The sequence below is a fragment of the Pseudomonas sp. OE 28.3 genome (assembly GCF_014268205.2).
In the GTDB taxonomy this organism is placed as follows: Bacteria; Pseudomonadota; Gammaproteobacteria; order Pseudomonadales; family Pseudomonadaceae; genus Aquipseudomonas; species Aquipseudomonas edaphica.
Map to the genome: position 1 here is coordinate 1,511,630 of NZ_CP077082.1, position 23,360 is coordinate 1,534,989.

At 58.7% G+C, this 23,360-nt stretch carries 23 protein-coding genes; 7 read left to right on the forward strand and 16 right to left on the reverse strand.

Annotated elements, in window-relative coordinates; translation table 11 throughout:
• Positions 1 to 14: 14 nt before the first annotated feature.
• The 8 genes from HU759_RS06685 to HU759_RS06720 all read right to left on the reverse strand — a co-directional run bounded on the left by HU759_RS06685 (position 15) and on the right by HU759_RS06720 (position 8,888).
• A complete protein-coding gene (locus HU759_RS06685; RefSeq protein WP_017137029.1) occupies positions 15 to 749 on the reverse strand; it encodes an amino acid ABC transporter ATP-binding protein in 735 nt (244 codons plus the stop codon).
• Positions 746 to 1,417: an ABC transporter permease subunit gene (locus tag HU759_RS06690; RefSeq protein WP_017137030.1), complete on the reverse strand. Its 672-nt coding sequence runs from the start codon at positions 1,415 to 1,417 to the stop codon at positions 746 to 748. The genes HU759_RS06685 and HU759_RS06690 overlap by 4 nt, the downstream gene beginning before the upstream one ends.
• Complete coding sequence (locus HU759_RS06695) at positions 1,417 to 2,163, reverse strand: amino acid ABC transporter permease (RefSeq protein WP_099548514.1); 747 nt, start codon at positions 2,161 to 2,163, stop codon at positions 1,417 to 1,419. The genes HU759_RS06690 and HU759_RS06695 overlap by 1 nt, the downstream gene beginning before the upstream one ends.
• A gap of 194 nt (positions 2,164 to 2,357) precedes the next feature.
• A complete protein-coding gene (locus HU759_RS06700) occupies positions 2,358 to 3,284 on the reverse strand; it encodes a glutamate/aspartate ABC transporter substrate-binding protein (protein ID WP_058421600.1) in 927 nt (308 codons plus the stop codon).
• A gap of 487 nt (positions 3,285 to 3,771) precedes the next feature.
• Complete coding sequence (glpD, locus tag HU759_RS06705; RefSeq protein ID WP_186616796.1) at positions 3,772 to 5,310, reverse strand: glycerol-3-phosphate dehydrogenase; 1,539 nt, start codon at positions 5,308 to 5,310, stop codon at positions 3,772 to 3,774.
• A 286-nt stretch (positions 5,311 to 5,596) separates the two neighbouring features.
• Positions 5,597 to 6,352: a DeoR/GlpR family transcriptional regulator gene (locus HU759_RS06710; protein ID WP_010212755.1), complete on the reverse strand. Its 756-nt coding sequence runs from the start codon at positions 6,350 to 6,352 to the stop codon at positions 5,597 to 5,599.
• 95 nt (positions 6,353 to 6,447) lie between these two features.
• On the reverse strand, positions 6,448 to 7,953 hold the full coding sequence (gene glpK / locus HU759_RS06715) for a glycerol kinase GlpK (protein WP_017137034.1): 1,506 nt from the start codon (positions 7,951 to 7,953) through the stop codon (positions 6,448 to 6,450).
• Between the two features lie 77 nt (positions 7,954 to 8,030).
• Positions 8,031 to 8,888, reverse strand: coding sequence for an MIP/aquaporin family protein (locus HU759_RS06720; RefSeq protein ID WP_169985840.1), 858 nt, complete (start codon positions 8,886 to 8,888; stop codon positions 8,031 to 8,033).
• A 325-nt stretch (positions 8,889 to 9,213) separates the two neighbouring features.
• Here HU759_RS06720 and ybaK point away from each other — a divergent pair, with 325 nt between their 5' ends.
• Positions 9,214 to 9,684 carry a Cys-tRNA(Pro) deacylase gene (gene ybaK / locus HU759_RS06725; protein ID WP_017137036.1) on the forward strand — a complete coding sequence of 157 codons (471 nt, stop codon included), beginning with the start codon at positions 9,214 to 9,216 and terminating at the stop codon, positions 9,682 to 9,684.
• 142 nt (positions 9,685 to 9,826) lie between these two features.
• Here ybaK and HU759_RS06730 read toward each other — a convergent pair whose 3' ends face one another.
• Both HU759_RS06730 and argF read right to left on the reverse strand, forming a co-directional pair.
• Positions 9,827 to 10,936 (reverse strand): ABC transporter ATP-binding protein, encoded by a 1,110-nt coding sequence (locus HU759_RS06730; protein WP_176991310.1) that lies wholly within the window; start codon positions 10,934 to 10,936, stop codon positions 9,827 to 9,829.
• Complete coding sequence (gene argF / locus HU759_RS06735) at positions 10,933 to 11,853, reverse strand: ornithine carbamoyltransferase (RefSeq protein WP_069786197.1); 921 nt, start codon at positions 11,851 to 11,853, stop codon at positions 10,933 to 10,935. Before argF ends, HU759_RS06730 begins: the two co-directional genes overlap by 4 nt.
• Before the next feature lie 422 nt (positions 11,854 to 12,275).
• On the opposite strand from argF, the gene HU759_RS06740 reads away from it, so the two are divergent.
• Together HU759_RS06740 and grxD are read left to right on the forward strand one after the other, a co-directional pair.
• The gene (locus tag HU759_RS06740; protein ID WP_186616797.1) at positions 12,276 to 14,384 is read left to right on the forward strand and encodes a molybdopterin oxidoreductase family protein; all 2,109 of its coding nucleotides are present in this window, start codon (positions 12,276 to 12,278) and stop codon (positions 14,382 to 14,384) included.
• Between the two features lie 84 nt (positions 14,385 to 14,468).
• Positions 14,469 to 14,807: a Grx4 family monothiol glutaredoxin gene (gene grxD, locus HU759_RS06745; RefSeq protein WP_058421605.1), complete on the forward strand. Its 339-nt coding sequence runs from the start codon at positions 14,469 to 14,471 to the stop codon at positions 14,805 to 14,807.
• 132 nt (positions 14,808 to 14,939) lie between these two features.
• Here grxD and bfr read toward each other — a convergent pair whose 3' ends face one another.
• Both bfr and HU759_RS06755 read right to left on the reverse strand, forming a co-directional pair.
• A complete protein-coding gene (gene bfr, locus HU759_RS06750) occupies positions 14,940 to 15,410 on the reverse strand; it encodes a bacterioferritin (protein ID WP_017137040.1) in 471 nt (156 codons plus the stop codon).
• A 201-nt stretch (positions 15,411 to 15,611) separates the two neighbouring features.
• Positions 15,612 to 15,830 carry a bacterioferritin-associated ferredoxin gene (locus HU759_RS06755; RefSeq protein ID WP_010564137.1) on the reverse strand — a complete coding sequence of 73 codons (219 nt, stop codon included), beginning with the start codon at positions 15,828 to 15,830 and terminating at the stop codon, positions 15,612 to 15,614.
• 243 nt (positions 15,831 to 16,073) lie between these two features.
• Between HU759_RS06755 and HU759_RS06760 the strand changes: the two genes are divergently transcribed.
• Complete coding sequence (locus HU759_RS06760) at positions 16,074 to 16,676, forward strand: peroxiredoxin (RefSeq protein WP_003172097.1); 603 nt, start codon at positions 16,074 to 16,076, stop codon at positions 16,674 to 16,676.
• A gap of 216 nt (positions 16,677 to 16,892) precedes the next feature.
• Here HU759_RS06760 and rnt read toward each other — a convergent pair whose 3' ends face one another.
• Both rnt and pyrC read right to left on the reverse strand, forming a co-directional pair.
• Positions 16,893 to 17,564 (reverse strand): ribonuclease T, encoded by a 672-nt coding sequence (gene rnt, locus HU759_RS06765; RefSeq protein WP_017137041.1) that lies wholly within the window; start codon positions 17,562 to 17,564, stop codon positions 16,893 to 16,895.
• Positions 17,561 to 18,607: a dihydroorotase gene (pyrC, locus tag HU759_RS06770; RefSeq protein WP_017137042.1), complete on the reverse strand. Its 1,047-nt coding sequence runs from the start codon at positions 18,605 to 18,607 to the stop codon at positions 17,561 to 17,563. The genes rnt and pyrC overlap by 4 nt, the downstream gene beginning before the upstream one ends.
• Before the next feature lie 156 nt (positions 18,608 to 18,763).
• Here pyrC and HU759_RS06775 point away from each other — a divergent pair, with 156 nt between their 5' ends.
• The 3 genes from HU759_RS06775 to HU759_RS06785 all read left to right on the forward strand — a co-directional run bounded on the left by HU759_RS06775 (position 18,764) and on the right by HU759_RS06785 (position 22,287).
• Entirely contained in the window at positions 18,764 to 19,672 is a 909-nt protein-coding gene (locus HU759_RS06775; protein WP_099548518.1) for an OmpA family protein, read from the forward strand.
• A 129-nt stretch (positions 19,673 to 19,801) separates the two neighbouring features.
• Positions 19,802 to 21,019 (forward strand): argininosuccinate synthase, encoded by a 1,218-nt coding sequence (locus HU759_RS06780; protein ID WP_003208700.1) that lies wholly within the window; start codon positions 19,802 to 19,804, stop codon positions 21,017 to 21,019.
• A gap of 635 nt (positions 21,020 to 21,654) precedes the next feature.
• Positions 21,655 to 22,287 carry a response regulator transcription factor gene (locus tag HU759_RS06785; RefSeq protein ID WP_017137044.1) on the forward strand — a complete coding sequence of 211 codons (633 nt, stop codon included), beginning with the start codon at positions 21,655 to 21,657 and terminating at the stop codon, positions 22,285 to 22,287.
• A gap of 85 nt (positions 22,288 to 22,372) precedes the next feature.
• Here the strand turns inward: HU759_RS06785 and HU759_RS06790 are convergent, their stop codons facing one another.
• On the reverse strand, positions 22,373 to 22,555 hold the full coding sequence (locus HU759_RS06790; protein ID WP_017137045.1) for a hypothetical protein: 183 nt from the start codon (positions 22,553 to 22,555) through the stop codon (positions 22,373 to 22,375).
• Between the two features lie 107 nt (positions 22,556 to 22,662).
• Positions 22,663 to 23,301: an endonuclease III gene (gene nth / locus HU759_RS06795; protein ID WP_017137046.1), complete on the reverse strand. Its 639-nt coding sequence runs from the start codon at positions 23,299 to 23,301 to the stop codon at positions 22,663 to 22,665.
• Between the last annotated feature and the right edge of the window lie 59 nt (positions 23,302 to 23,360).

A 23,360-nucleotide genomic window follows, 5' to 3' on the forward strand; every position in this document is an offset into this window, starting at 1 on the left:
AACAGTGCTGCTTTTTAGTGCTGCAGGATTTTCTCAAGGAAGTGCTGCGCGCGTTCGGAGCGGGCGCTGATATCGCCGAAGAACTCCTCTTTCGGGCAGTCTTCGATGATCTTGCCGGCGTCCATGAAGATCACGCGGTCGGCCACTTTGCGCGCGAAGCCCATTTCGTGGGTCACGCACATCATGGTCATGCCTTCGTGGGCCAGTTGCACCATCACGTCGAGCACTTCGTTAACCATCTCCGGGTCGAGCGCGGAGGTCGGTTCGTCGAACAGCATGACGATCGGGTCCATGGCCAGGGCGCGGGCAATGGCCACACGTTGTTGCTGGCCGCCGGAGAGCTGGCCCGGGTGCTTGTGGGCGTGCGCCGACAGGCCCACACGGTCAAGCAGCTGCAGGCCCTTCTTGGTGGCTTCTTCCTTGCTGCGGCCCAGCACTTTGATCTGTGCGATGGTCAGGTTTTCGGTGATGGTCAGGTGCGGGAACAGCTCGAAGTGCTGGAACACCATGCCCACGCGCGAGCGCAGTTTGGGCAGGTTGGTCTTCGGGTCGGCAATGGAGGTGCCGTCGACCACGATGTCGCCCTTCTGGAACGGTTCCAGCGCGTTGACGCACTTGATCAGGGTGGATTTGCCCGAACCCGATGGGCCGCACACCACGATCACTTCGCCTTTTTTGACATCAGTGCTGCAATCGGTCAGCACCTGGAAGTCGCCATACCACTTGTTGATGTTCTTGATAGAGATCATACGGCAAACCTTTTTTGCAGACGCTTGACCAGCAGCGAGGCGGAAAAGCTGATGATGAAGTAGACGACACCGGCGAAGATCAGGAACTCATTGGAGCGGCCGATGATGTCGCCGTTGGAGCGGGCGGAGTTGAGGAAGTCCACCAGGCCCACGGTGTAGACCAGCGAGGTGTCCTGGAACAGGATGATCGACTGTTGCAGCAGCAACGGGGTCATCTTGCGGAAAGCCTGGGGCAGGATGATCAGACGCATGGTCTGGCCATAGGTCATGCCCATTGCCTGGGCTGCGCCCATCTGGCCCTTGGGGATCGACTGCACGCCGGCCCGCACGATTTCACAGAAGTACGCAGCTTCGAACATCATGAAGGCCACGACGCAGGAAGTGAACGCGCCGATCGGGGTGTCTTCGCCGGTGATCCAGCGCAGCACGAACGGCACCGCCAGGTAGAACCAGGTGATCACCAGCAGCAGCGGGATCGAGCGGAAGTAGTTCACGTAGGCGCCGGCCAGGCGCGACAGCAGTTTGCTGGACGACAGGCGCATCAGCGCCAGGACCGTACCCAGTGCGATGCCGCCGACCACGCCCATGACCATCAACTGCAAGGTCATGACCATGCCGTTCCACAGGCCCGGAATGGCGGGGATGATACCGCTGAAATCGAAGTCCATTATTTACCCCCCACGGAGATCAGGCCGGGCACCGCGACTTTCTTCTCGATCACGCGCATCAGCAACATCAGGCTCATGTTCAAGGTGAAGTAGATCAACGTGGCCAGGGTGAAGGCTTCAAACAGGTTGGCCGAAAACTCGGCGGTCTGTTTGGTTTGCGCCAGCAGTTCCATCAAGCCGATCAAGGACGCCACGGAGGAGTTCTTGAACACGTTGAGGAATTCGGAGGTAAGCGGCGGAATGATGATGCGGTAGGCCTGGGGCAGCAGCACGTTCCAGTAGATCTGTGGCAGCTTGAAGCCCATGGCACGCGCCGCAGCTTCCTGGCCACGTGGCAGCGCCTGGATGCCGGTACGCACTTGTTCGCACACACGGGCGGCGGTGAACAGGCCCAGGCACACGACAACGCTCAGGTAGGCCGAGGTGGTCGGGTTGAGGTCCTGTTTGTACCAGTCCTGCAGGTTCTGCGGCAGCATATCGGGCACCAGGAAGTACCAGATAAACAGCTGCACCAGCAGCGGCACGTTACGAAACAGCTCCACGTAGCAGGTCGCGATGCCCGCTACGATGCGGTTTGGCACGGTGCGCATGACCCCCAGAATGGAGCCAAGCAACAAGGCGATAATCCATGCCACGACAGCGATGGCGATGGTCCAGCCCAAGCCGGCGATGTACCAGTCGAGATAAGTCTCGCTGCCAACGCCAGTGGACTTGAAGAACACGCCCCAGTCCCAGTTGTAATTCATTAGGGTCTCCCCTCGAGATCGATCGATGTACAAGCACCCGCTTGGGGAAGATCCTTTCCCGCCTGACGGTGAACGCCAGGCACACGCGATCGGCTCGAAAACCGCCAGGTCGAGTGTTCCACATTAATGCCAGCAGGTAGTAACAGACGCCTGAGGGAGGGTTGGCTCCCTCAGGACATAAGCTTAGTCAGGTATCAGATTTTTACGTCAGGGGCTGGCTTGTCGCTTGGGTTAGCGATCAGCTCCTTAACCTTTTCGCTCATCGGGAAGTTCAGGTTCAGGCCTTTTGGTGGGATCGGGCTCTCGAACCACTTGCTGTAGATCTTGTTGATCTCGCCGGACTTGTACAGGGCGACGATGGCGTCATCCACGGCTTTCTTGAAGGCCGGGTCGTCTTTACGCACCATGCACGCGTAGGCTTCGAAGGACTGTGGAGTACCGGTGATGACCCAGTCGTCCGGCTTCTTGGCCTTGGCTTCTTCGCCGGCCAGCAGGGCGTCGTCCATCATGAACGCAACGGCACGGCCGCTTTCGAGCATCTGGAAGGATTCGCCGTGGTCTTTGGCCGAGATAACGTTCATGCCCATCTGCTTGTCGGCGTTCATCGCTTTGATGATGCGCTCGGACGTGGTGCCAGCGGTGGTCACGACGTTTTTGCCTTTCAGGTCGGCAAAGTCAGCGTAGGACGGCTTGCCATCCTTGTCCTTCTTGACCAGCAGACGGGTGCCGATTTCGAAGATGTTGACGGTGAAATCAACTTGCTGGGCGCGTTCGGCGTTGTTGGTGGTGGAGCCGCACTCAAGGTCCGCAGTGCCGTTCTGGATCAGCGGGATACGAGTCTGCGAAGTCACCAGGTTGTATTTGGCCTTCAGGTCGGGCTTGTTCAGGTCTTTTTTCAGGGCTTCAACCACAGCCAACTGAACGTCGTGGGAGTAGCCCACGGGTTTGCCGGAGCCATCCGCGATGTAGGAAAACGGAATGGAGCTGTCGCGGTGAGCGAGGGTGATGGTGCCGGAGTCGTTGATTTTCTTCAGTGTGCCGGTGAGTTCGGCGGCGAAAACTGGAGTGCTGATCAGAGCAGCAGCGATAGCTGCGCCCAGGATATGGGGAACGATGCGCATCAATACTTCCTCGACATTTGTTTTTTTTATGAAGCCGGCTAAGCGACTCTCTTTGTACTGCGAATGCCCATGACGGCTCCTAAGGCGCCTCAGGCAATCGTCAGGGAGTGTAGAGCATGAGTCGTGCCATACCAGAAATAAAAGGTTATTTGATTGATTTATAAGGAGATTAAGTTTGTGTTACGAGGGATTTGTAACGGTTTGGTCCGGCAAACCGAATGGGGTGGGGTGTGGCGTTCGGAAAACCGAATGGTCAGCAAGGTATTCCGAGCCAGGCTTTTTGTGGGAGCTGGCTTGCCCGCGATGCCTGCACCTCGGTCTTTGATTGAACCGAGGTGATGCAATCGCAGGCACCGGCGGCCTATCCGGTGCTGCTGGGCTCGGCCTTCAGCGTGATTCGCGAAATGGGCCTGCGCTATGCCAGGACACACCCTATAAAAAAGCCCCTGGACCTTGCGGTACAGGGGCTTCTCGTCACTGCCTGCGATCAGGCTGCTTCAATCTTCGCGCGGTTTTGCTCGACCTTGGACAGGTAGCGCTGCACGTTTTCCTGCTCTTGCGGTGTGGTGAACAAGCCCAGCTTGGTCCGGCGCCACAGCACGTCCTGCGGTTGCGTTACCCATTCTTCGGCGCACAGGTAATCGATTTCGCGGGTGTACAGGCCGCCACCCAGGTGTTCGCCCAAGTCAGCAAGCGATTGCACGCCTTCGAGCAAGCGCCAGGTACGGCTGCCGTACGTGGTGGACCAACGGCGTGCGATCTCGCTTGGCACCCAGTCAAACTTGGCGCGAATCGCTTCGGCCAAGGCTTCTGGCGTAGTCATGTTCTCGCCGCCCGGCAGGCTCGCCGTGGCGGTCCAGCTTGGGCGCATCTGCGTGAAAAACGGCGCCAGTTGCGCCATCGCCGATTCGGCCAGCTTGCGGTAGGTGGTCAACTTGCCACCGAACACCGACAGGATCGGCGCTTCACCGTTACCGCCAGACAGCGACAGGGTGTAGTCGCGGGTGATGGCCGACGGGTTGTCCGATTCGTCGTTGCACAACGGGCGCACGCCGGAGTAGGTGTGCACGATGTCGTCGCGGCTCAACTGCTTCTTGAAGTGCGCGTTGACCACTTTGAGCATGTAGTCGGTTTCACCTTCGGTAATCGCAACCTTCGCTGGGTCACCGGTGTACTCACGGTCGGTGGTGCCGATGATGGTCAGGTGGTTCAGGTACGGAATCGTGAAGACAATGCGCTGATCTTCGTTCTGCAGGATGTGCGCGTGCGCACCTTCGTAGAGTTTCGGCACGATCAAGTGGCTGCCCTGGATCAGGCGGATGCCGTAAGGCGAGTCCAGCTTCAGGTCTTCCTTGATGAACTTGGCGACCCACGGGCCGGCGGCGTTCACCAAGGCGCGAGCGCGGATCGAGAACAGGCTGCCATCGGCGCGTTCCATGTTCATTTCCCACATGCCGTTGCTGCGATGTGCGCTGATGCAACGGGTCTGGGTGTGGATATGCGCGCCTTTTTCACGGGCGGCCATGGCATTGAGTACCACCAGGCGGGCGTCATCAACCCAGCAGTCGGAGTATTCGAAGCCTTTGGTGATTTCACTTTTCAACGGGCTGTCGGGGCCGAACTTAAGGCTCTTGGAACCGGCGAGTTTCTCGCGCTTGCCCAAGTGGTCGTACAGGAACAGGCCCGCGCGAATCATCCACGCCGGGCGCAGGTGCGGGCGGTGCGGCAATACAAAGCGCATCTGCTTGACGATGTGCGGGGCCTTGGCTAGCAGCACTTCACGTTCGGCCAGCGCCTCGCGCACCAGGCGGAATTCGTAATGTTCGAGGTAGCGCAGGCCGCCGTGGATAAGCTTGCTGCTGGCGGAAGATGTGTGGCTGGCCAAGTCGTCCTTTTCGCAAAGGAATACCGACAAACCGCGCCCGGCTGCGTCTGCTGCAATGCCGACGCCATTGATTCCGCCGCCAATTACGGCAACGTCATAGACTTCGGCAAGCGGTGGAGCAGGCAAGGTGGAAGGGTTCATCGGCTGGCCTCGCGATCTTTTTGTCTTGGAATTCGAACATTAATGTTCATTTGCGAAAATGGTAGCTGATAAACGCGCGCACAGCCACCCGACTTCGATTGAAAAAACTCATCGAAGGGCTGAAAAAGGAAGAATTGTGAACATGAGCCAAGGAAAGGCTCGAGAGAGGGGGGTTGGATATATCGCCATCGCGGGCAAGCCCGGCTCCCACAGTTGACCGAGTGCCTGCATGAGAATGCGGTCAACTGTGGGAGCGGGCTTGCCCGCGATGGCGGTGTTACAGACTCTAAACCACTTCCAGCCGAACCTTATGCTGGTTCAACAACTGCACCAACGCCGGCACCGGCTGCTGGTCGGTCACCAGACAGTCCACCAGACTGATCGGCCCCAAGCGAATCATGGCATTGCGCCCGAATTTACTTGAGTCGGCCGCCAGGATCACCTGGCGTGCATTGGCGATGATCGCCTGGGAAACCCTGACTTCCTGATAGTCAAAGTCCAGCAGGCTGCCGTCTTCATCAATGCCACTGATGCCGACCAACGCAAAGTCGACCTTGAACTGGTTGATAAAGTCGACACTCGCCTGGCCCACCACACCGCCGTCACGGCGCACGTTGCCGCCGGTCAACAGCACATCGAAGTCGTCCTTGGCACTGAGCATGGTGGCAACGTTGAGGTTGTTGGTGATGATTTTCAGGTGGTTGTGATTGAGCAGCGCACGCGCGATGGATTCGGTGGTGGTGCCGATATTGATGAACAGCGAGGCGTGATCAGGGATTTGCGCGGCAATGGCTTCGCCGATGCGTTGTTTCTCATCGCGCATCTGGTCGGCACGCATGGCGTACGCGGTGTTCTCGACACTGGAGTCATAGGCCGCGCCGCCGTGGTAGCGGCGCAGCAGGTTGGCGTCCGCCAGTTGGTTGATATCGCGGCGGATGGTTTGCGGGGTGACAACGAATAGCTGCGCCATCTCCTCGATACTGACGTAGCCGCGTTCGCGCACCAGTTCGAGAATTTGTTGTTGGCGGGGAGGCAGATTCATGGGGCGTCCTTTGGGCTGCCATACAAAAGTGGCCCATGATGCCGCAGCAATCGACTCCCCGCCAGTTACAACCCGATATGGGTCCGGCGGTTGGCTTATTCAGCGCCTTCGTGCGGTTCCCAGTCGCGGGTGCGGCTGACTGCTTTTTGCCAGCCGGCGTAGAGCTTCTCTTTGGCGGCTTCATCAAGCTGTGGTTCGAATTCGCGCTCGATGACTGCCTTGCCACGCAGTTCGTCCAGGCTGCCCCAGAAACCGCAGGCCAGGCCTGCCAGGTACGCGGCGCCGAGTGCCGTGGTTTCGCGCATTTGCGGGCGCTCGACCTGGGTGCCGAGGATATCGGCCTGGAACTGCATCAGGAAGTTGTTGGCCACCGCGCCGCCGTCCACACGCAGGGCTTTGAGGCGTTCGCCAGAGTCCTGTTGCATGGCGTCCAGCACGTCGCGGGTCTGGTAGGCAATCGACTCCAGGGCGGCACGGATAATGTGATCCACGCGCACGCCACGGGTCAGGCCGAACAGCGCGCCACGGGCATACGGGTCCCAGTACGGGGCGCCCAGGCCGGTGAAGGCGGGCACCAGGTACACGCCGTTGCTGTCCTTGACCTTGCCGGCGAAGTATTCGGTGTCGGTGGCGTCGGCGATGATTTTCAGCTCGTCACGCAGCCATTGCACGGTGGAGCCACCGTTGAAGACCGCGCCTTCGAGGGCGTAAGCCACTTCGCCACGTGGGCCGCAAGCGATGGTGGTGAGCATGCCGTGCTTGGATTTCACCGCCTTGTCGCCGGTGTTCATCAGCAGGAAGCAACCGGTGCCATAGGTGTTCTTGGCCTGGCCGGCTTCTACGCACATCTGGCCGAACAGCGCCGCTTGCTGGTCACCGGCAATACCGCCGATGGCGATGCCGCTTTTGGTGCGGCCGTAGATTTCCGAGGAGGACTTGACTTCCGGCAGCATTTCGCGCGGCACGTCGAGAATCTCCAGCATCTTCGCATCCCACTCCAGGGTGTGGATGTTGAAGAGCATGGTGCGCGAGGCGTTGGTGTAGTCGGTGACGTGGGTCTTGCCGCCGGTAAATTTCCAGATCAGCCAGCTGTCGACGGTGCCGAACAGCAGTTCGCCATTGCGCGCACGCTCGCGGCTGCCTTCGACGTTGTCGAGGATCCACTTGAGCTTGGTGCCGGAGAAGTACGGGTCGGTGACCAGGCCGGTGGTGTCACTGATGTATTGCTCGTGGCCATCGCGCTTGAGCTGCTGGCAGATCTCGGTGCTGCGGCGGCACTGCCACACGATCGCGTTGTAGATCGGGCGGCCGGTGATCTTGTCCCAGACCACGGTGGTTTCACGCTGGTTGGTGATACCGATGGCAGCAACCTGGTCATGGTGCAGGCCGGCTTGTGCCAGGGCCTCGACCATTACCGCGCTCTGGGTGGCGAAGATTTCCATCGGGTCATGTTCGACCCAGCCGGCTTGCGGGTAATGCTGAGCGAATTCACGCTGGGCGGTGCAGACCACGTTGGCGTCACGATCGAAGATGATCGCCCGTGAACTGGTGGTGCCCTGATCAAGGGCAATGATGTAGTTCTTATTCTGAATGTCGGTCATGTCAATTGCCTTGGACGAAATAAGGAAGTCAGAAATCAGCCTGGTCCGCGAAGGGCAGGGGCACCAGGCCGGCGCTTTCAGGAAATACGAGTCTTGCCGTTGACAGCCGTGTCAGGTGTTTCTTCAGCTATAGCAGGTGCGGCGCTCGGCAGGTGGCGGGCAATCAGCCCGCGATAAGCCGCTGCGCCGAGGCAGGCGCCGACAATCGGCGCGAAAATCGGTACCAGGAAGTAAGGAATATCGCGGCCGCCAGTAAAGGCCATTTCACCCCAGCCGGCGAAAAAGGTCATCAGCTTGGGGCCGAAATCACGCGCCGGGTTCATCGCAAAGCCGGTCAGCGGGCCCATGGCACTGCCGATAACTGCAATCAGCAGGCCGATTAACAGCGGGGCCAACGGGCCGCGGGGCAGGCCATTGTTATCGTCGGTCAGGGCCATGATCACGCCCATCAGGATGGCGGTGATGACCATTTCCACCAGGAATGCCTGGGCCGTGCTCAGCAGCGCGTGCGGGTAGGTGGAGAACACCGACGCCAATTCCAGGCTGGCCTGAGAGCCGCGAATCATATGGTGAGTTTGTTCGTAATCGAAAAAGAGGTTGCTGTACAGCGTGTAAACCAACGCCGCCGAGCAGAAGGCGCCAGCGATTTGCGCGAGGATATAGAAGGGCAGTTTGCGTTTTTCGAAATCGGCAAAAATGCACAGCGCGATACTTACCGCCGGGTTGAGGTGCGCCCCGGAAATACCGGCGCTCAGGTAGATCGCCATGCTCACGCCGACCCCCCAGATAATACTGATTTCCCACAGCCCGAAGCTGGCACCCGCGACCTTGAGCGCAGCGACGCATCCTGTACCGAAGAAGATCAGAAGCGCAGTCCCCAGGAATTCGGCCATGCATTGGCTCGAAAGTGAAGGCTGTTGAAGAGCAGTAGTCATGGCAAACCTCGATTGTTGTTCTTGTTGGCGCACAGCCTCAACGGGCCGTTGCGCGATTTTCACCGTAATCAGGATCCCCATCCTGACTGCAGCTTCCCGCTGGAACACTGGAGCACTATTCCTACAGTATTCGGAAACGAAAAAATATAGACAAGAATGACCGCTGTCAAAGGTCGAAAGTGAACCATTGGTCATTTTCGAACTATTGGTCTGGTGAATGATCACGGGTGAGGCTGCAAGCGCGCATGGCGGGAGGGCCGCACTAGAGCGTTTTGCGCGGGCTTGGCCTAGAATTGGCGATCTTTCTGCCGCGCCCGGAGTAGTCATGACACCCGCACTGGACCTGTTGAAAAAAGTTCGCGCCGAACATCGCATCCACAGTTACGAGCACGACCCCAAGGCAGCGTCCTATGGCCTGGAGGCCGCGGAAAAATTGGGGCTCGACCCGGCGCAGGTGTTCAAGACCTTACTGGCCAGCAGTGAGAAAGGTGAATTGCTGGTGGCGGTGGTGCCGGTCGTCGGAAGTCTGGACCTGAAGGCGCTGGCCCATGCGGCCGGCGTTAAAAAAGCCGAGATGGCCGATCCGGTAGCGGCGCAGCGCTCTACCGGTTACCTGTTGGGCGGCATCAGCCCGTTGGGGCAGAAGAAGCGTTTGCGCACATTTATTGATGAGACCGCGCAGCAGTTTGCGACGATTCATGTGAGCGCAGGCAGGAGGGGGTTAGAAGTGGAACTGGCCGCAGCGGTGCTGGCCGAGCATACCCAGGCCAAATTTGCGCCGATTGGGCGGGGCTGAAACTCAATTCTGAATGCGCTGAAAATCTAATGTGGGAGCTGGCTTGCCTGCGATGCAGACACCTCGGTCTGTCAGTTGAACCGAGGTGATGCCATCGCAGGCAAGCCAGCTCCCACATTTTTTACCCGGTTTCGTCAGTTGGTCAGTGAGCCGGACTGTAACGTCGCACGCCGGATTCAACTTGAGGAATCTGCGCCGCCGTGCTGCCCGATGCCTGAAACAACACCAGATGCTCCGCCGCCACCCGAATCCCCACCTGCGCACCCACCTGATGGTCGGCATGGCTGGGGAAAATCGACTCCAGCTGTGCGCCGGTCGGCAGCTGCAAGCGGTACAAGGTCGAAGCGCCGAGGAAAGTCTTGCCGACAATCCGCGCTTTTAACGCGCTGTCGGGTGCGTAAACGATGTCATCCGGACGTAGCAACACATCCACCGCGCCACCCGTTGGCCAGGTGTAGGCACGGTTGCCACGCAAGTCACCCAGTTCGGTACTCACCGATTCCGGCGAACTCAATTGCCCGCGAATGAAGTAACCCTGGCCGATAAAGCTGGCGACATAAGGGGTTTGCGGTTCGTGGTAGAGGTTGTAAGGCGTGTCCCACTGCTCAAGACGGCCCTCTTTGAATACGCCCACGTGATCACTCACGGCGAAGGCTTCTTCCTGATCATGGGTGACCAGAATCGCGCTGGTGCCGCGCGCCTTGAGAATGTCGCGTACTTCATGGCTGAGCTTGCGCCGCAGTTCACCGTCGAGGTTGGAGAAAGGTTCATCGAGCAGCAACAGTTGCGGTTCCGGCGCCAAGGCGCGGGCGAGGGCGACGCGTTGTTGCTGGCCGCCGGAAAGTTCGTGGGGGAAACGCTTGCCGAGGTTTTTCAGGTTGACCAGTTCCAGCAGTTCGCCAACCACGCGGTCTTTTTGCGGGTGCTTGCGAATGCCGAAGGCGATGTTGTCGGCCACGCTCAAATGCGGAAACAGCGCGTAGTCCTGAAACACCATGCCAATGCGACGTTTCTCCGGCGCCAGGGTGAACCCGGCACTGGAGATTACTTCACCGGCCAGGCTGATCTCACCTTCATGCACCGGCTCAAACCCGGCGATCGCGCGCAAAGTGGTGGTTTTTCCGCAACCCGAGGAGCCCAGCAGGCAGCCGATGTCACCGGCGTTGAGGTGCAGGTTGAGGTGCTGCACCACGCGTTGATCTTGATAGCCGCATGCCAGATTGCGCAGGTTCAGCAGTAATGGCTGGCTCATGCGTGGTGGTACGACGGCGGGACGAGGAACTCGAGCAGCGCCTTTTGCGCATGCAGGCGGTTCTCAGCCTGGTCCCACGCCACCGAACGCTCATCGTCGAGCAGGTCGAGGCTGATTTCTTCGCCCCGGTGCGCGGGCAGGCAGTGCATGAACAGCACGTCTGGCGCGGCCAGGTCGAGCAGGGCACGGGTCACCTGGAACGGCGCGAACAGCGCCAGGCGCTTGGCGGTTTCTTCTTCCTGGCCCATGGAGGTCCACACGTCGGTGCTCACCAGATGCGCGCCGATGACCGCGTCACGCGGGTCACGCACCACGGTCACGCGATCGCCGGCCTGGGCCAGGAAACGTGCATCCGGCTCGTAGCCTTCGGGGCAGGCAACGCGCAGTTGGAAGTCGAACTGGATCGCCGCTTCTATATAGCTGTTGCACATGTTGTTGCCGTCGCCGATCCAGGCCACGGTCTTGCCCTGGATCGAACCACGGTGTTCAAGGAAGGTTTGCATGTCGGCCAGCAACTGGCACGGGTGCAGGTCATCGGACAGGCCGTTGATCACCGGTACGCGCGAGTTGGCGGAAAATTCGGTCACGGTGCTGTGGGCAAAGGTGCGGATCATCACCGCATCGAGCATGCGCGACATCACGCGGGCAGCGTCGGCGATCGGTTCGCCGCGGCCCAGTTGGGTGTCACGCGAGGACAGGAAGATGGCTTGGCCACCCAGCTGGATCATGCCGGCTTCGAACGACACGCGGGTGCGGGTCGACGACTTCTCGAAAATCATCCCGAGCACACGGTTTTTCAAAGGCTCGAACAGTACGCCGCGGTTACGCAGGTCTTTAAGCTCAATGCCTCGACGGATCACGCTGACCAGCTCTTCGGGCGTGCAATCCATCAGGGAGAGAAAGTGCCTTGCGCTCATCATTAACTACCTTTTTGCAACAGACCGCAGATACTCAAAGCCTTGTTTATTGTGACAACGGGCGAGACCTGCGGCGAAAGCCGCACTGGGCGACGAAATAGGGGAAGGCGCGATCTTATAATTAAATGTCGCGTCTTACCAATAGGGCTACAGTTTTTAAGGGTGTTCAAGAGGGGCGCCGAAGCGCTTTTGAAGACTGATTCCTGACAGCAGCGACCCATTTGTACACTGGCGCCAAGACCTTTTGCAATGTGTGGGGCGGGCCTGGAGCGGGTTGTGTCGGTTTCGGAGCGCCTATGCAAAGATTTGAAACACTTGCCCATGGCCTGGCCTGATGCCCCTCGATTCACAGAACGAACGTTGCTGGTGCGCGTTCAGGTGTCGAGCCATAGTTGGGCCAAAGCCCAATAAAGAGACTGGCCATGACCAAGACTCTCCACCACCGTGCCTGCCATCTGTGTGAAGCCATCTGCGGCCTGACCCTGGAAACCACCCAGGCGGACGACGGCAGCCTGGCGATCACCTCTATCAAGGGCGACCCGCTGGACGCGTTCAGCCGCGGACACATTTGCCCAAAAGCCGTGGCGCTGCAGGATATTCAGAACGACCCCGACCGCCTGCACCAGCCCATGCTGCGAGTGGGCAGCGACTGGCAGCCGATCCCGTGGGACGAGGCCTTTGCACTGGTAGCCGAACGCCTCGCAGGCATCCAGGCCCGGCATGGGCAGAACGCGGTGGCGGTGTATCAGGGCAACCCCAGCGTGCATAACTACGGGTTGATGACCCACAGCAACTACTTCCTTGGCCTGCTGAAGACGCGCAATCGGTTTTCCGCCACCTCGGTAGACCAGTTGCCCCATCACCTCACCAGCCACCTGATGTACGGCCATGGCTTGTTGCTGCCGATTCCGGATATCGACCACACCGATTTCATGCTGATCCTGGGCGGCAACCCGCTGGCGTCCAACGGCAGCATCATGACCGTGCCCGATGTGGAGAAACGCCTCAAGGCCATCCAGGCCCGCGGCGGCAAAGTGGTGGTGGTTGACCCCCGGCGCAGCGAGACGGCGGCGATTGCCGATCAGCATGTGTTCGTACGGCCCGGTGGCGACGCGGCGCTGCTGTTCGGGCTGCTCAACACCTTGCTCAGCGAAAACCTGACTCGCGACAGCCATTTGCCGATTGCTGGCCTGGAGGATGTGCGCCAGGCGATCGCCGGGTTTACCGCCGAAGCCATGAGCCGCCAGTGTGCGGTGCCTGCCGAACAGATCCGCCAGTTGGCGCGGGACTTTGCGGCGGCGGACAAGGCCGTGTGCTACGGGCGCATGGGCGTATCGACCCAGGCCTTCGGCACGCTGTGCCATTGGCTGGTGCAGTTGATCAATCTGGTCACGGGCAACCTCGACCGTGTCGGCGGCGCCTTGTGCACCACGCCGGCGGTGGATCTGGTGGCCTCCACTGGCGGCGGGCACTTCAATCGCTGGCAAAGCCGGGTGTCCGGGCGGCCGGAGTACGGTGGCGAGTTACCCGTATCGGCCCTGGCCGAAGAAATGCTCACTGAAGGCGAAGGGCAGATCCGCGCCCTGGTGACGGTGGCCGGAAACCCGGTGCTGTCCACGCCTAACGGTCGCCAACTGGAGAAGGCCCTGGACGGTTTGGAGTTCATGGTCAGCGTCGACCTGTATATCAACGAAACCACGCGCTATGCCGACCTGATCTTGCCGTCCACCTCAGCGTTGGAAAACGATCACTACGACACCACGTTCAATATGTTCGCAGTGCGTAACGTCACCCGCTTCAATCGCGCGATCCTGCCCAAGCCTGCCGGCGCGTTGCATGATTGGGAGATCTTTGTCGGCTTGGCCAAGGCCTTCGCTGCGCACACTGGCGTCGTGCTCAAGCCGACCATGGCGCCGGCACAGATGATCGACTTTGGCTTGCGTGCCGGGGTCTATGGCGATGCGTCCGAGCACAAACTGTCGGTGGCCATGCTCGCCGATCATCCCCATGGCGTGGACCTGGGGCCGCTCAAACCCAACTTGGCCGCACGCTTGAAAACCGCCGACGGCCACGTGCAGGCAGCGCCTGCGGTGATCCTGGCAGACCTGGCGCGCTTTGCGGCCCAGCCGGTGCCAATGGTCAATGAGCTGTTACTGATCGGCCGTCGGCATGTACGCAGCAACAATTCCTGGATGCATAACTATCACCGCCTGGTGAAGGGCAAGCCGCGCCATCAACTGCATATGCATCCCGACGACCTTGCCAGCCGACAATTGAGTGATGGGCAGTGGGTGCGCGTCAGCTCACGCGTTGGCGAGATCGAAGTGGAAGTGGTGGCCAGCCTGGACATGATGCCTGGCGTGGTCAGCCTGCCACACGGCTGGGGCCACGGTCGTCCAGGCGTGCGCATGACCATCGCCAGTGGGCAGCCTGGGGCCAGTGCCAATGACCTGACCGACGAGCGGCAATTGGATGAATTGTCTGGAAACGCCGCGCTCAATGGCGTGCCGGTGCAGGTGGCCGCCGCATAAGGCCCGAGCACTGCGCTGGAATTTTGCGTTACAATGCGCCACCGTGCCGACCTGTGAGTCGCAAAGTTCCAGCCGAGGTGTTCCATGGATATCATCGAAACGATCAAAGAGCAGATTGCCAATAACACCATTCTGCTTTACATGAAGGGCGCCCCGAACGCTCCTCAGTGCGGTTTCTCCGCGAAGGCTTCCCAGGCCATCATGGCGTGCGGCGAGAAATTCGCTTACGTGGATATCCTGCAAAACCCGGAAATCCGCGCCAACCTGCCGAAGTACGCCAACTGGCCAACTTTCCCCCAACTGTGGGTAGCCGGTGAGCTGGTCGGCGGTAGCGATATCATCACTGAGATGGCTGCTGACGGTTCGCTGCAAGCGCTGATCAAAGAAGCAGCGGTAAACGCGGCGGCCAAGACTGACGCTTGACCCGAATGCAATAAAAAGCCCCGCTTCTCGAAAGAGAGCGGGGCTTTTTTGTGATCGTTCCCACGCTCCGTGTGGGAATGCATCCTGTGACGCTCTGCGTCACCATGCTCAAGTGGGAACGATCTTCAGCGCTTATTCACCCATCTGCGATTGCAGGTAGTTTTCCAGGCTGACTTTAACGATCAAGCCCAGCTGGGTTTCCAGCCAGTCGATATGTTCTTCCTGATCTTCCAGGATATCTTCCAGCAGCTCACGGCTGCCGAAGTCGCCTTTGGTTTCGCAGTGAGCGATGGCGGCCTTGAGGTCGCTGTGGCTCTTCTGCTCGAACTTCAGGTCGCTGCTGATCATCTCCTGGGTGTGCTCGCCGATGTTCAGCTTGCCCAGGTCCTGTACGTTCGGCAGCCCTTCCAGGAACAGGATGCGCTTGATCAGCGCGTCTGCGTCCTTCATGGCCTTGATCGATTCTTTGTATTCACGCTTGCCGAGCTTTTCCAGGCCCCAATCGTCATACATGCGCGCATGCAGAAAGTACTGATTGATCGCGACCAGTTCATTGGCAAGGATTTTGTTGAGTTGCTGGATGACTGAGATGTCGCCTTTCATGACTGGGGTCCTGCCCTGTAATAGCTGTGTATAGGGCGGAGTTTGAGCGGCGAAATCCCTAGTGTCAAACCTAAGTTATTGAATAATAAATGAAAATTAATCGGAATAAGAATGTTTGTGTTCCGCGTCTTGACGCTAACTAATTGAATTACGGGCATAAAAAAACCGGACATTAAGTCCGGTTCTTCAAAACACGCCTATTTAAGCGTGTGTAAATTCTGCTGAGTAGGGGAGTGCGGCCTGGGCTGTTTGCAGCTGCGTCAGGGTTTCCCGTACCACTTGCTTGGCGAGGCAAGCACATTTGCCGCACTGGCTGGCAACGCCGGTGGTTTCACGTACTTCCTTGTAGCTGCAGCAACCTTCATAGATTGCTTCGCGGATTTGTCCGTCGGTGACGCCAGTGCAGAGGCAGACATACATAAGGGAGAACCATCGCGGGTTTAAGGCTTAAGTGCGATGGATCTTAATGTTAACGAGAATGATTGTCAAAGTAGATTCACAGGGTATTGCCAGGTACCTGCGGCGCGCTGACGAACGGTTTTTTCAGTGTATGATGGTCGGTCTTCACGAAGCGTGACCGCGTCACAGGCCTGTCGCTTAACTGCGCCAGACTTGGGCTGGTCCTTTTACTTCAATCGTCACCCTTACATCAGGAGATACCCAATGAGCGTACTCGTCGGCAAACAAGCCCCGGATTTCGACGTACCTGCCGTCCTCGGCAATGGCGAAATCGTAGACAGCTTCAAACTGTCTGAAGCCATCAAAGGCAAATACGGCCTGGTGTTCTTCTACCCGCTGGACTTCACCTTCGTGTGCCCGTCGGAGCTGATCGCTCTGGACCACCGCATGGACGATTTCAAGGCGCGCAATGTTGAAGTGGTAGCCGTTTCCATCGACTCCCATTTCACCCACAACGCCTGGCGCAACACCGCCATCAATGATGGCGGCATCGGCAAAGTCAAATACACCATGGCTGCCGACATGAAGCACGACATTGCCAAGGCCTACGACGTTGAGTCCGAAGGCGGCGTGGCGTTCCGTGGCGCGTTCCTGATCGACGACAAGGGCGTTGTACGCTCGCAGATCATCAACGACCTGCCGCTGGGCCGTAACATGGAAGAGCTGATCCGTCTGGTCGATGCCCTGCAATTCCACGAAGAGCACGGCGAAGTCTGCCCTGCCAACTGGAAAAAAGGCGACAAAGGCATGAACGCTTCGCCAGAAGGCGTTGCGGCTTACCTGACCGAGAACGCTGGCAAGCTGTAAGCCAGGTTCGCGGCACAAAAAAACCGGCCTGAAAAGGCCGGTTTTTTTGTGCGCTGCATTTGGTTCTGTGGCGAGGGAGCTTGCTCCCGCTGGGCTGCGAAGCAGCCCCATAACCTGACACCGCGGTTTAACAGGTTAACCGCGGCGGTCTTATTGGGGCCGCTGCGCAACCCAGCGGGAGCAAGCTCCCTCGCCACAACCACAGAGGCGTCAGCCTCAGTCGTTGAAGTCTTCCCAGCCGCCCATTTGCTTCCACCGATTGACGATGCCGCAGAACAGCTCGGCAGTCTTCTCGGTGTCGTAGCGGGCCGAGTGGGCCTCACGACCGTCAAAGTCGATACCGGCCGCCTGGCAGGCCTTTGCCAGCACGGTCTGGCCGTAAGCCAGGCCCGCAAGCGTGGCGGTGTCAAAGCTGGAGAACGGGTGAAACGGGTTGCGCTTCATGTCCAACCGCGTCACGGCAGCATTCAGGAAGCCCAGGTCGAAGCTGCTGTTATGGCCCACCAGGATCGCGCGTTTGCAGCCATTGGCCTTCAACGCTTTACGCACACCACGGAAGATATCGGTCAGCGCCGCTTCTTCACTCACGGCCATGCGCAGTGGGTGATCGAGCTTGATGCCGGTGAACTCCAGGGCTGCAGCTTCGATATTCGCGCCTTCAAACGGCTCAACACGGAAGAAGTGGGTGTGTTCCGGGAACACAAAACCCTGTTCATCCATGCCGATAGTGGTCGCGGCGATTTCCAGCAATGCGTCGGTGGCGCAGTTGAAACCACCGGTTTCTACGTCGATGACAACCGGCAGATAACCGCGAAACCGCTCGGCCATCGGGTGGCGGGAGCCGCCACCACTGTGCTCGTGTTCGTCGTCGTAATGGTCTTCACTCACTTGCTTTCCTCCAGCAGGCGCCAGCGCAGTGTTTCACCGGCGCGCAGCGGGATAACAGTCAGCTCGCCAAACGGCAGGCTGGCAGGGGCGGTCCAGTCTTCACGAACCAGGGTAATGCGGTCGGTATTCGCCGGCAGGCCGTAGAAGCGCGGGCCGTTGAGGCTGGCGAAGGCTTCGAGCTTGTCCAGGGCGTTGCGCTGTTCAAACGCTTCGGCATACAACTCGATGGCGGCATACGCGGTGTAGCAACCGGCACAGCCGCACGCAGCTTCTTTGGCGTGCTGGGCGTGGGGCGCCGAGTCGGTGCCGAGGAAGAACTTCGGGCTGCCGCTGGTAGCGGCGTCCAGCAGGGCCACCTGGTGGGTGTTGCGCTTGAGGATCGGCAGGCAATAGAAGTGCGGCCGAATCCCGCCCACCAGCATGTGGTTGCGGTTGTAGAGCAGGTGATGCGCGGTGATGGTCGCGCCGACGTTGGCCGAAGCCTCGTTGACGAACTGCACGGCGTCGGCGGTGGTGATGTGTTCGAACACGACCTTGAGGGTCGGGAACAGCTCGACCACGCGGCGCATATGCTCGTCGATGAAGATCTTTTCACGATCAAACACATCCACATCGCCACGGGTGACTTCACCGTGGATCAGCAGCGGCATGCCGACTTCAGCCATGGCTTCGATCGCCGGCAGGATCTTGTCGATACTGGTCACGCCGGAGTCGGAGTTGGTGGTCGCGCCCGCCGGGTACAACTTGGCGGCGTACACAAAACCGCTGGCCTTGGCCTCGCGGATTTCGGCAGGCTGGGTACGGTCGGTGAGGTAGAGCACCATCAACGGTTCGAAGCGGCTGCCGGCCGGGCGCGCAGCGAGGATACGCTGGCGATAGGCATCGGCTTGCTCGGCATTACGCACCGGAGGTACCAGGTTAGGCATGATAATCGCGCGGCCAAACGTGCGCGCTACATCGGCCACGGTTTGGGGTAACGCAGCACCATCGCGAAGATGAATATGCCAGTCGTCGGGACGCAGCAGGGTCAGGCGGTCGGACATTGGGGATTCCAGGCGGGTCAATCTGGTGGGAATGCTACCGGAAAAGACTCTTGCAGGCACTCGCTATCAAGTTTTGCCGCACGTGTCCGATATCCCTGGGTATGCCTTAACGACGTATGACGCTTTGAAGTGTTGTAGAAACCAGTGGAGCCTCCCGTGCGCCAGCATTATCTAGCCCTGCTCAGTGTGTTCGCCAGCCTGCCTGCGATGGCACTCACATTCCAGACACGTCTGGAGAATATTGAGTGGAAGGTGGAAGGCGACCAATTCGAGTGCCGCCTGGCCCAGCCGATCACCGATTTCGGTTCGGGTGAGTTTGTGCGCCGGGCCGGCGAGCAGGCGACATTTCGCCTGAAAGCCTATAGCGGCGCGCTCGGAGCGGGCTCGGCGACCTTGCTGGCTGCGGCGGCACCCTGGCAACCGGGCCGTGGTGATATCAACTTGGGCGCCGTGCGTGTTGGCAGTGGCGACGTGCTGTTCAACAGCTCCCAGGCCCAGGCCGGGCGTTTGTTTACGGGTTTGCTGGAGGGGCGTAGCCCTACGGTGCGGCATTACGGGCGTGAGGGCGGCTACTCGGAGGTCCGCCTGTTGCCGGTGAAATTCAACAAGGCCTTCAACGACTATCAACTGTGCACCACCAAGCTGTTGCCGATGAATTACGATCAGGTCAAACAGACTGAAGTCGGCTTCCCCGGCGGCGGTATCGAGCTGGACGCCGCTGCCAAGAAGAAGCTGGACGTGATTCTCGCGTTCATGAAAGCCGACCCGACGGTTAATCACGTCGAGCTCAATGGTCATTCCGACAACAGCGGTAACCGCCTGACCAACCGTGACGTCTCGCGCCGTCGTGCCCTGGCGGTGATGGACTACTTCAAGGCCAATGGCATTCAGGAATCGCAGATCACCCTGCGTTTTCACGGTGAAAGTTACCCACTGGCGCCCAATACCAATGCCGCCAACCGCGCCCGTAATCGTCGCGTGAATATTCAGCTCGAACGCGTGGCTGCCCCCGAGAAACCGGCACCCCAGGCCACTGGCCCGAGCAGCGCGGCACACACGTCATAAGGTGCGACCATCGGTCGCCCGCTCGACATAATCTGTCGCTTTATCTTCATTTGCTGTCGCGCCTCTGTAAATTCACGGTTTTGGTCGGTAGAATCGACGGCTTTCCGTACAACCCCGTGGAGTGATGGCATGGCCGACGTAAACAAGGTCGTTCTCGCGTATTCCGGCGGCCTGGACACTTCGGTGATCCTCAAGTGGCTGCAGGATACTTATAACTGTGAAGTGGTGACCTTCACCGCTGACCTGGGTCAGGGCGAAGAGGTCGAACCTGCACGTGCCAAGGCGCAAGCCATGGGCGTGAAAGAGATCTACATTGACGACCTGCGCGAAGAATTCGTCCGCGATTTCGTCTTCCCGATGTTTCGCGCCAACACCGTCTACGAAGGCGAGTACCTGCTGGGTACTTCCATCGCACGCCCGCTGATCGCCAAACGCCTGATCGAAATCGCCAACGAAACCGGCGCCGACGCCATTTCCCATGGCGCTACCGGCAAGGGCAACGACCAGGTGCGTTTCGAACTGGGCGCCTACGCGCTCAAGCCAGGCGTGAAAGTGATTGCTCCTTGGCGTGAATGGGACCTGCTGTCCCGTGAAAAACTGATGGATTACGCTGAAAAGCATGCAATCCCGATCGAGCGTCACGGCAAGAAGAAGTCCCCGTACTCGATGGACGCCAACTTGCTGCACATCTCCTATGAAGGCGGCGTGCTGGAAGACACCTGGACCGAGCACGAAGAAGACATGTGGAAATGGACCGTCTCCCCGGAGAACGCTCCAGACAAGGCCCAGTACCTGGAACTGACCTACCGCAACGGCGACATCGTTGCACTGGACGGCGTCGAAATGACCCCGGCCACCGTGCTGGCGACCCTGAACCGTATCGGTGGCGAACACGGTATCGGCCGTCTCGACATCGTCGAGAACCGCTACGTGGGCATGAAGTCCCGTGGTTGCTACGAAACCCCAGGCGGCACCATCATGCTGCGCGCTCACCGCGCCATTGAGTCGATCACCCTGGACCGTGAAGTGGCTCACCTCAAAGACGAGCTGATGCCCAAGTACGCCAGCTTGATCTACACCGGTTACTGGTGGAGCCCGGAGCGTCTGATGCTGCAACAGATGATCGACGCCTCCCAGGTCCACGTGAACGGCGTTGTGCGCCTGAAGCTGTACAAGGGCAACGTGATCGTTACCGGTCGCAAGTCTGATGAGTCGCTGTTCGACGCCAACATCGCCACCTTCGAAGAAGACGGCGGCGCCTACAACCAGGCGGACGCGGCAGGCTTCATCAAGCTGAACGCGTTGCGTATGCGCATCGCCGCCAACAAGGGTCGCAAGCTGTTCTGAGTGCGACCCTCGTTGTAAAAATGGCCCCTAGTCCAAGGGGCCATTTTTTTTGCCTGCATATAAAGACGGGCGCATTTAAAAGCAAGCTGATGTTTAAACGCGGTCTGACTGTTTAAGGTTTGTTGAATGTTGAAGTTGAATTCGGCCGTTTCAGCGATGGCGTGTTTATTTCTGTACGGTTGAATGAATTTTTTACACCTGCACAGGAACTATGTCTTACGGAAAATTCACTACCTAAGTACAGCGAGTATGTAGGGCGCTGAAACTTCTGTAGGAAATAGGGATGTAAACAGGTATGTTGAATGGAACTAAATCAGTTGATTTCTTTTCAGCTGCTCACTGGCCTAGCTGCCATAAGCAAGGGGTATTTCCTGAAAGTCATGTGCGGTACATTTACCTCGTACCCATTCTGCGGCGTATATTTCACTCGAAATATGTATGGCCCCGGAAAGTTCTGAAGGGTTGCATAAAATTCCCTGCACCTGAGTTTGTGTTTTTTTGTAGGTTAATTCCTATATCGTTGTGGGTTGGGTCTCTGCTTGCTGTTGCTTGGGGGGGAGCGCTATGCCAACTAGGAAACGACTAGGCTATTGTGCTTGCTCTAAATAATTCGAACAGCGAAATTGGACTTTCTCATGAATAAAGTGCTGATCGTGGATGATCATCCCGTCATTCGACTTGCTGTGCGCATGCTAATGGAACGTCATGGTTATGAAGTCGTTGCCGAGACTGATAACGGCGTCGATGCGCTGCAACTTGCACGGGAACATATGCCGGACATTGTCATACTGGATATCGGGATACCCAAGCTCGATGGCCTGGAAGTTATCTGTCGGCTGGCGTCTACCAAGCAGGCTACACCCGTCAAGGTGCTGGTGCTGACGTCTCAGGCACCCGGCCATTTCTCCATGCGCTGCATGCAGGCGGGGGCGGCGGGCTACGTATGCAAGCAGCAGGACCTGACCGAGCTGCTGAGCGCCATCAAGGCTGTACTTTCCGGCTACAGCTATTTCCCCAACCAGGCGCTCAACTCGGTACGCTCGACCATGGGCAATGCCAGCGAGGCGGACATGGTTGAACGCTTGTCGGGTCGCGAGATGATGGTGTTGCAGCAACTGGCCCGAGGCAAAACCAACAAGGAAATTGCCGATGGCATGTTCCTGAGCAACAAAACCGTCAGCACCTACAAGACCCGCCTGTTACTCAAGCTCAATGCACGCTCCCTTGTGGACCTGATCGAGCTGGCCCAGCGCAACGGCCTCGTGTAGACGCGGTGCGGTTTTGCACCAAAAACCGAAAACCCGGCAAAAAAAAAGCCTCCGTCAGGGAGGCTTCCGGCCGTCAGCGCATCGATCAGAGGTCGAAGTCGTAATCGGCCAGTTGTTTTTGCAAGCGTCGCTCTTCCAACAGGTTGTCGATAGTGCGGCGTTTGCTCAAATTGGTCTTGGCCACCTCTGCCACAGGGGCGTCCCCTTCGTCTTCCGCCACATCAACGAGATCGTCTTCTACATCCAGTTGTTCTTTGCCAGTGCTCATAAGGTTAACTCCAGGCTAAGACTGCCGTTGGCGCTCCTTATAACGATAATCCACGAACGGGTAAAAAAGATTTTTTCAATCGACTGATCGAGAAAACCAATGAACCCTCAATCGTCCGAGGTTTTGTCCTTGTACTCGCACAGGTCTTCGATGCGGCAACTCCCGCAGCGAGGCTTGCGGGCCTGGCACACATAGCGCCCGTGAAGGATCAGCCAGTGGTGGGAGTCGAGCAGATAGGGCTTGGGCACAAACTTCATCAACTGCTTTTCTACCTCGACCACATTCTTGCCACGCGCGATGCCGGTTCGGTTGCTGACGCGGAAAATATGCGTGTCCACTGCCATGGTCAGTTGCCGGAACGCGGTATTGAGTACCACGTTCGCAGTTTTGCGGCCTACGCCGGGAAGGGCTTCCAGGGCTTCGCGGGTTTGTGGCACTTCACTGCCGTGCAGCTCAACCAACAAGCGGCAGGTCTCAATGACATTCTTGGCCTTGCTGTTGTACAGGCCGATCGTCTTGATGTACTCCGACAAACCCTCCACACCCAAGGCATAAATGGCCGCTGGCGTATTGGCCACTGGGTACAGCTTGGCCGTAGCCTTGTTGACGCCCACGTCCGTGGATTGTGCTGACAGGATCACCGCAATCAGCAACTCGAACGGCGACGAGTAGGCCAGCTCGGTCTTGGGTTCCGGATTGTCTTCATGAAACCTGCGGAAAATTTCCAGGCGTTTTGCGGCGTTCATGGGGCAGGTGGTTCCTTGCAGGCGATCAGCGCGATTGTAGTAATACACACAGCAGGGTT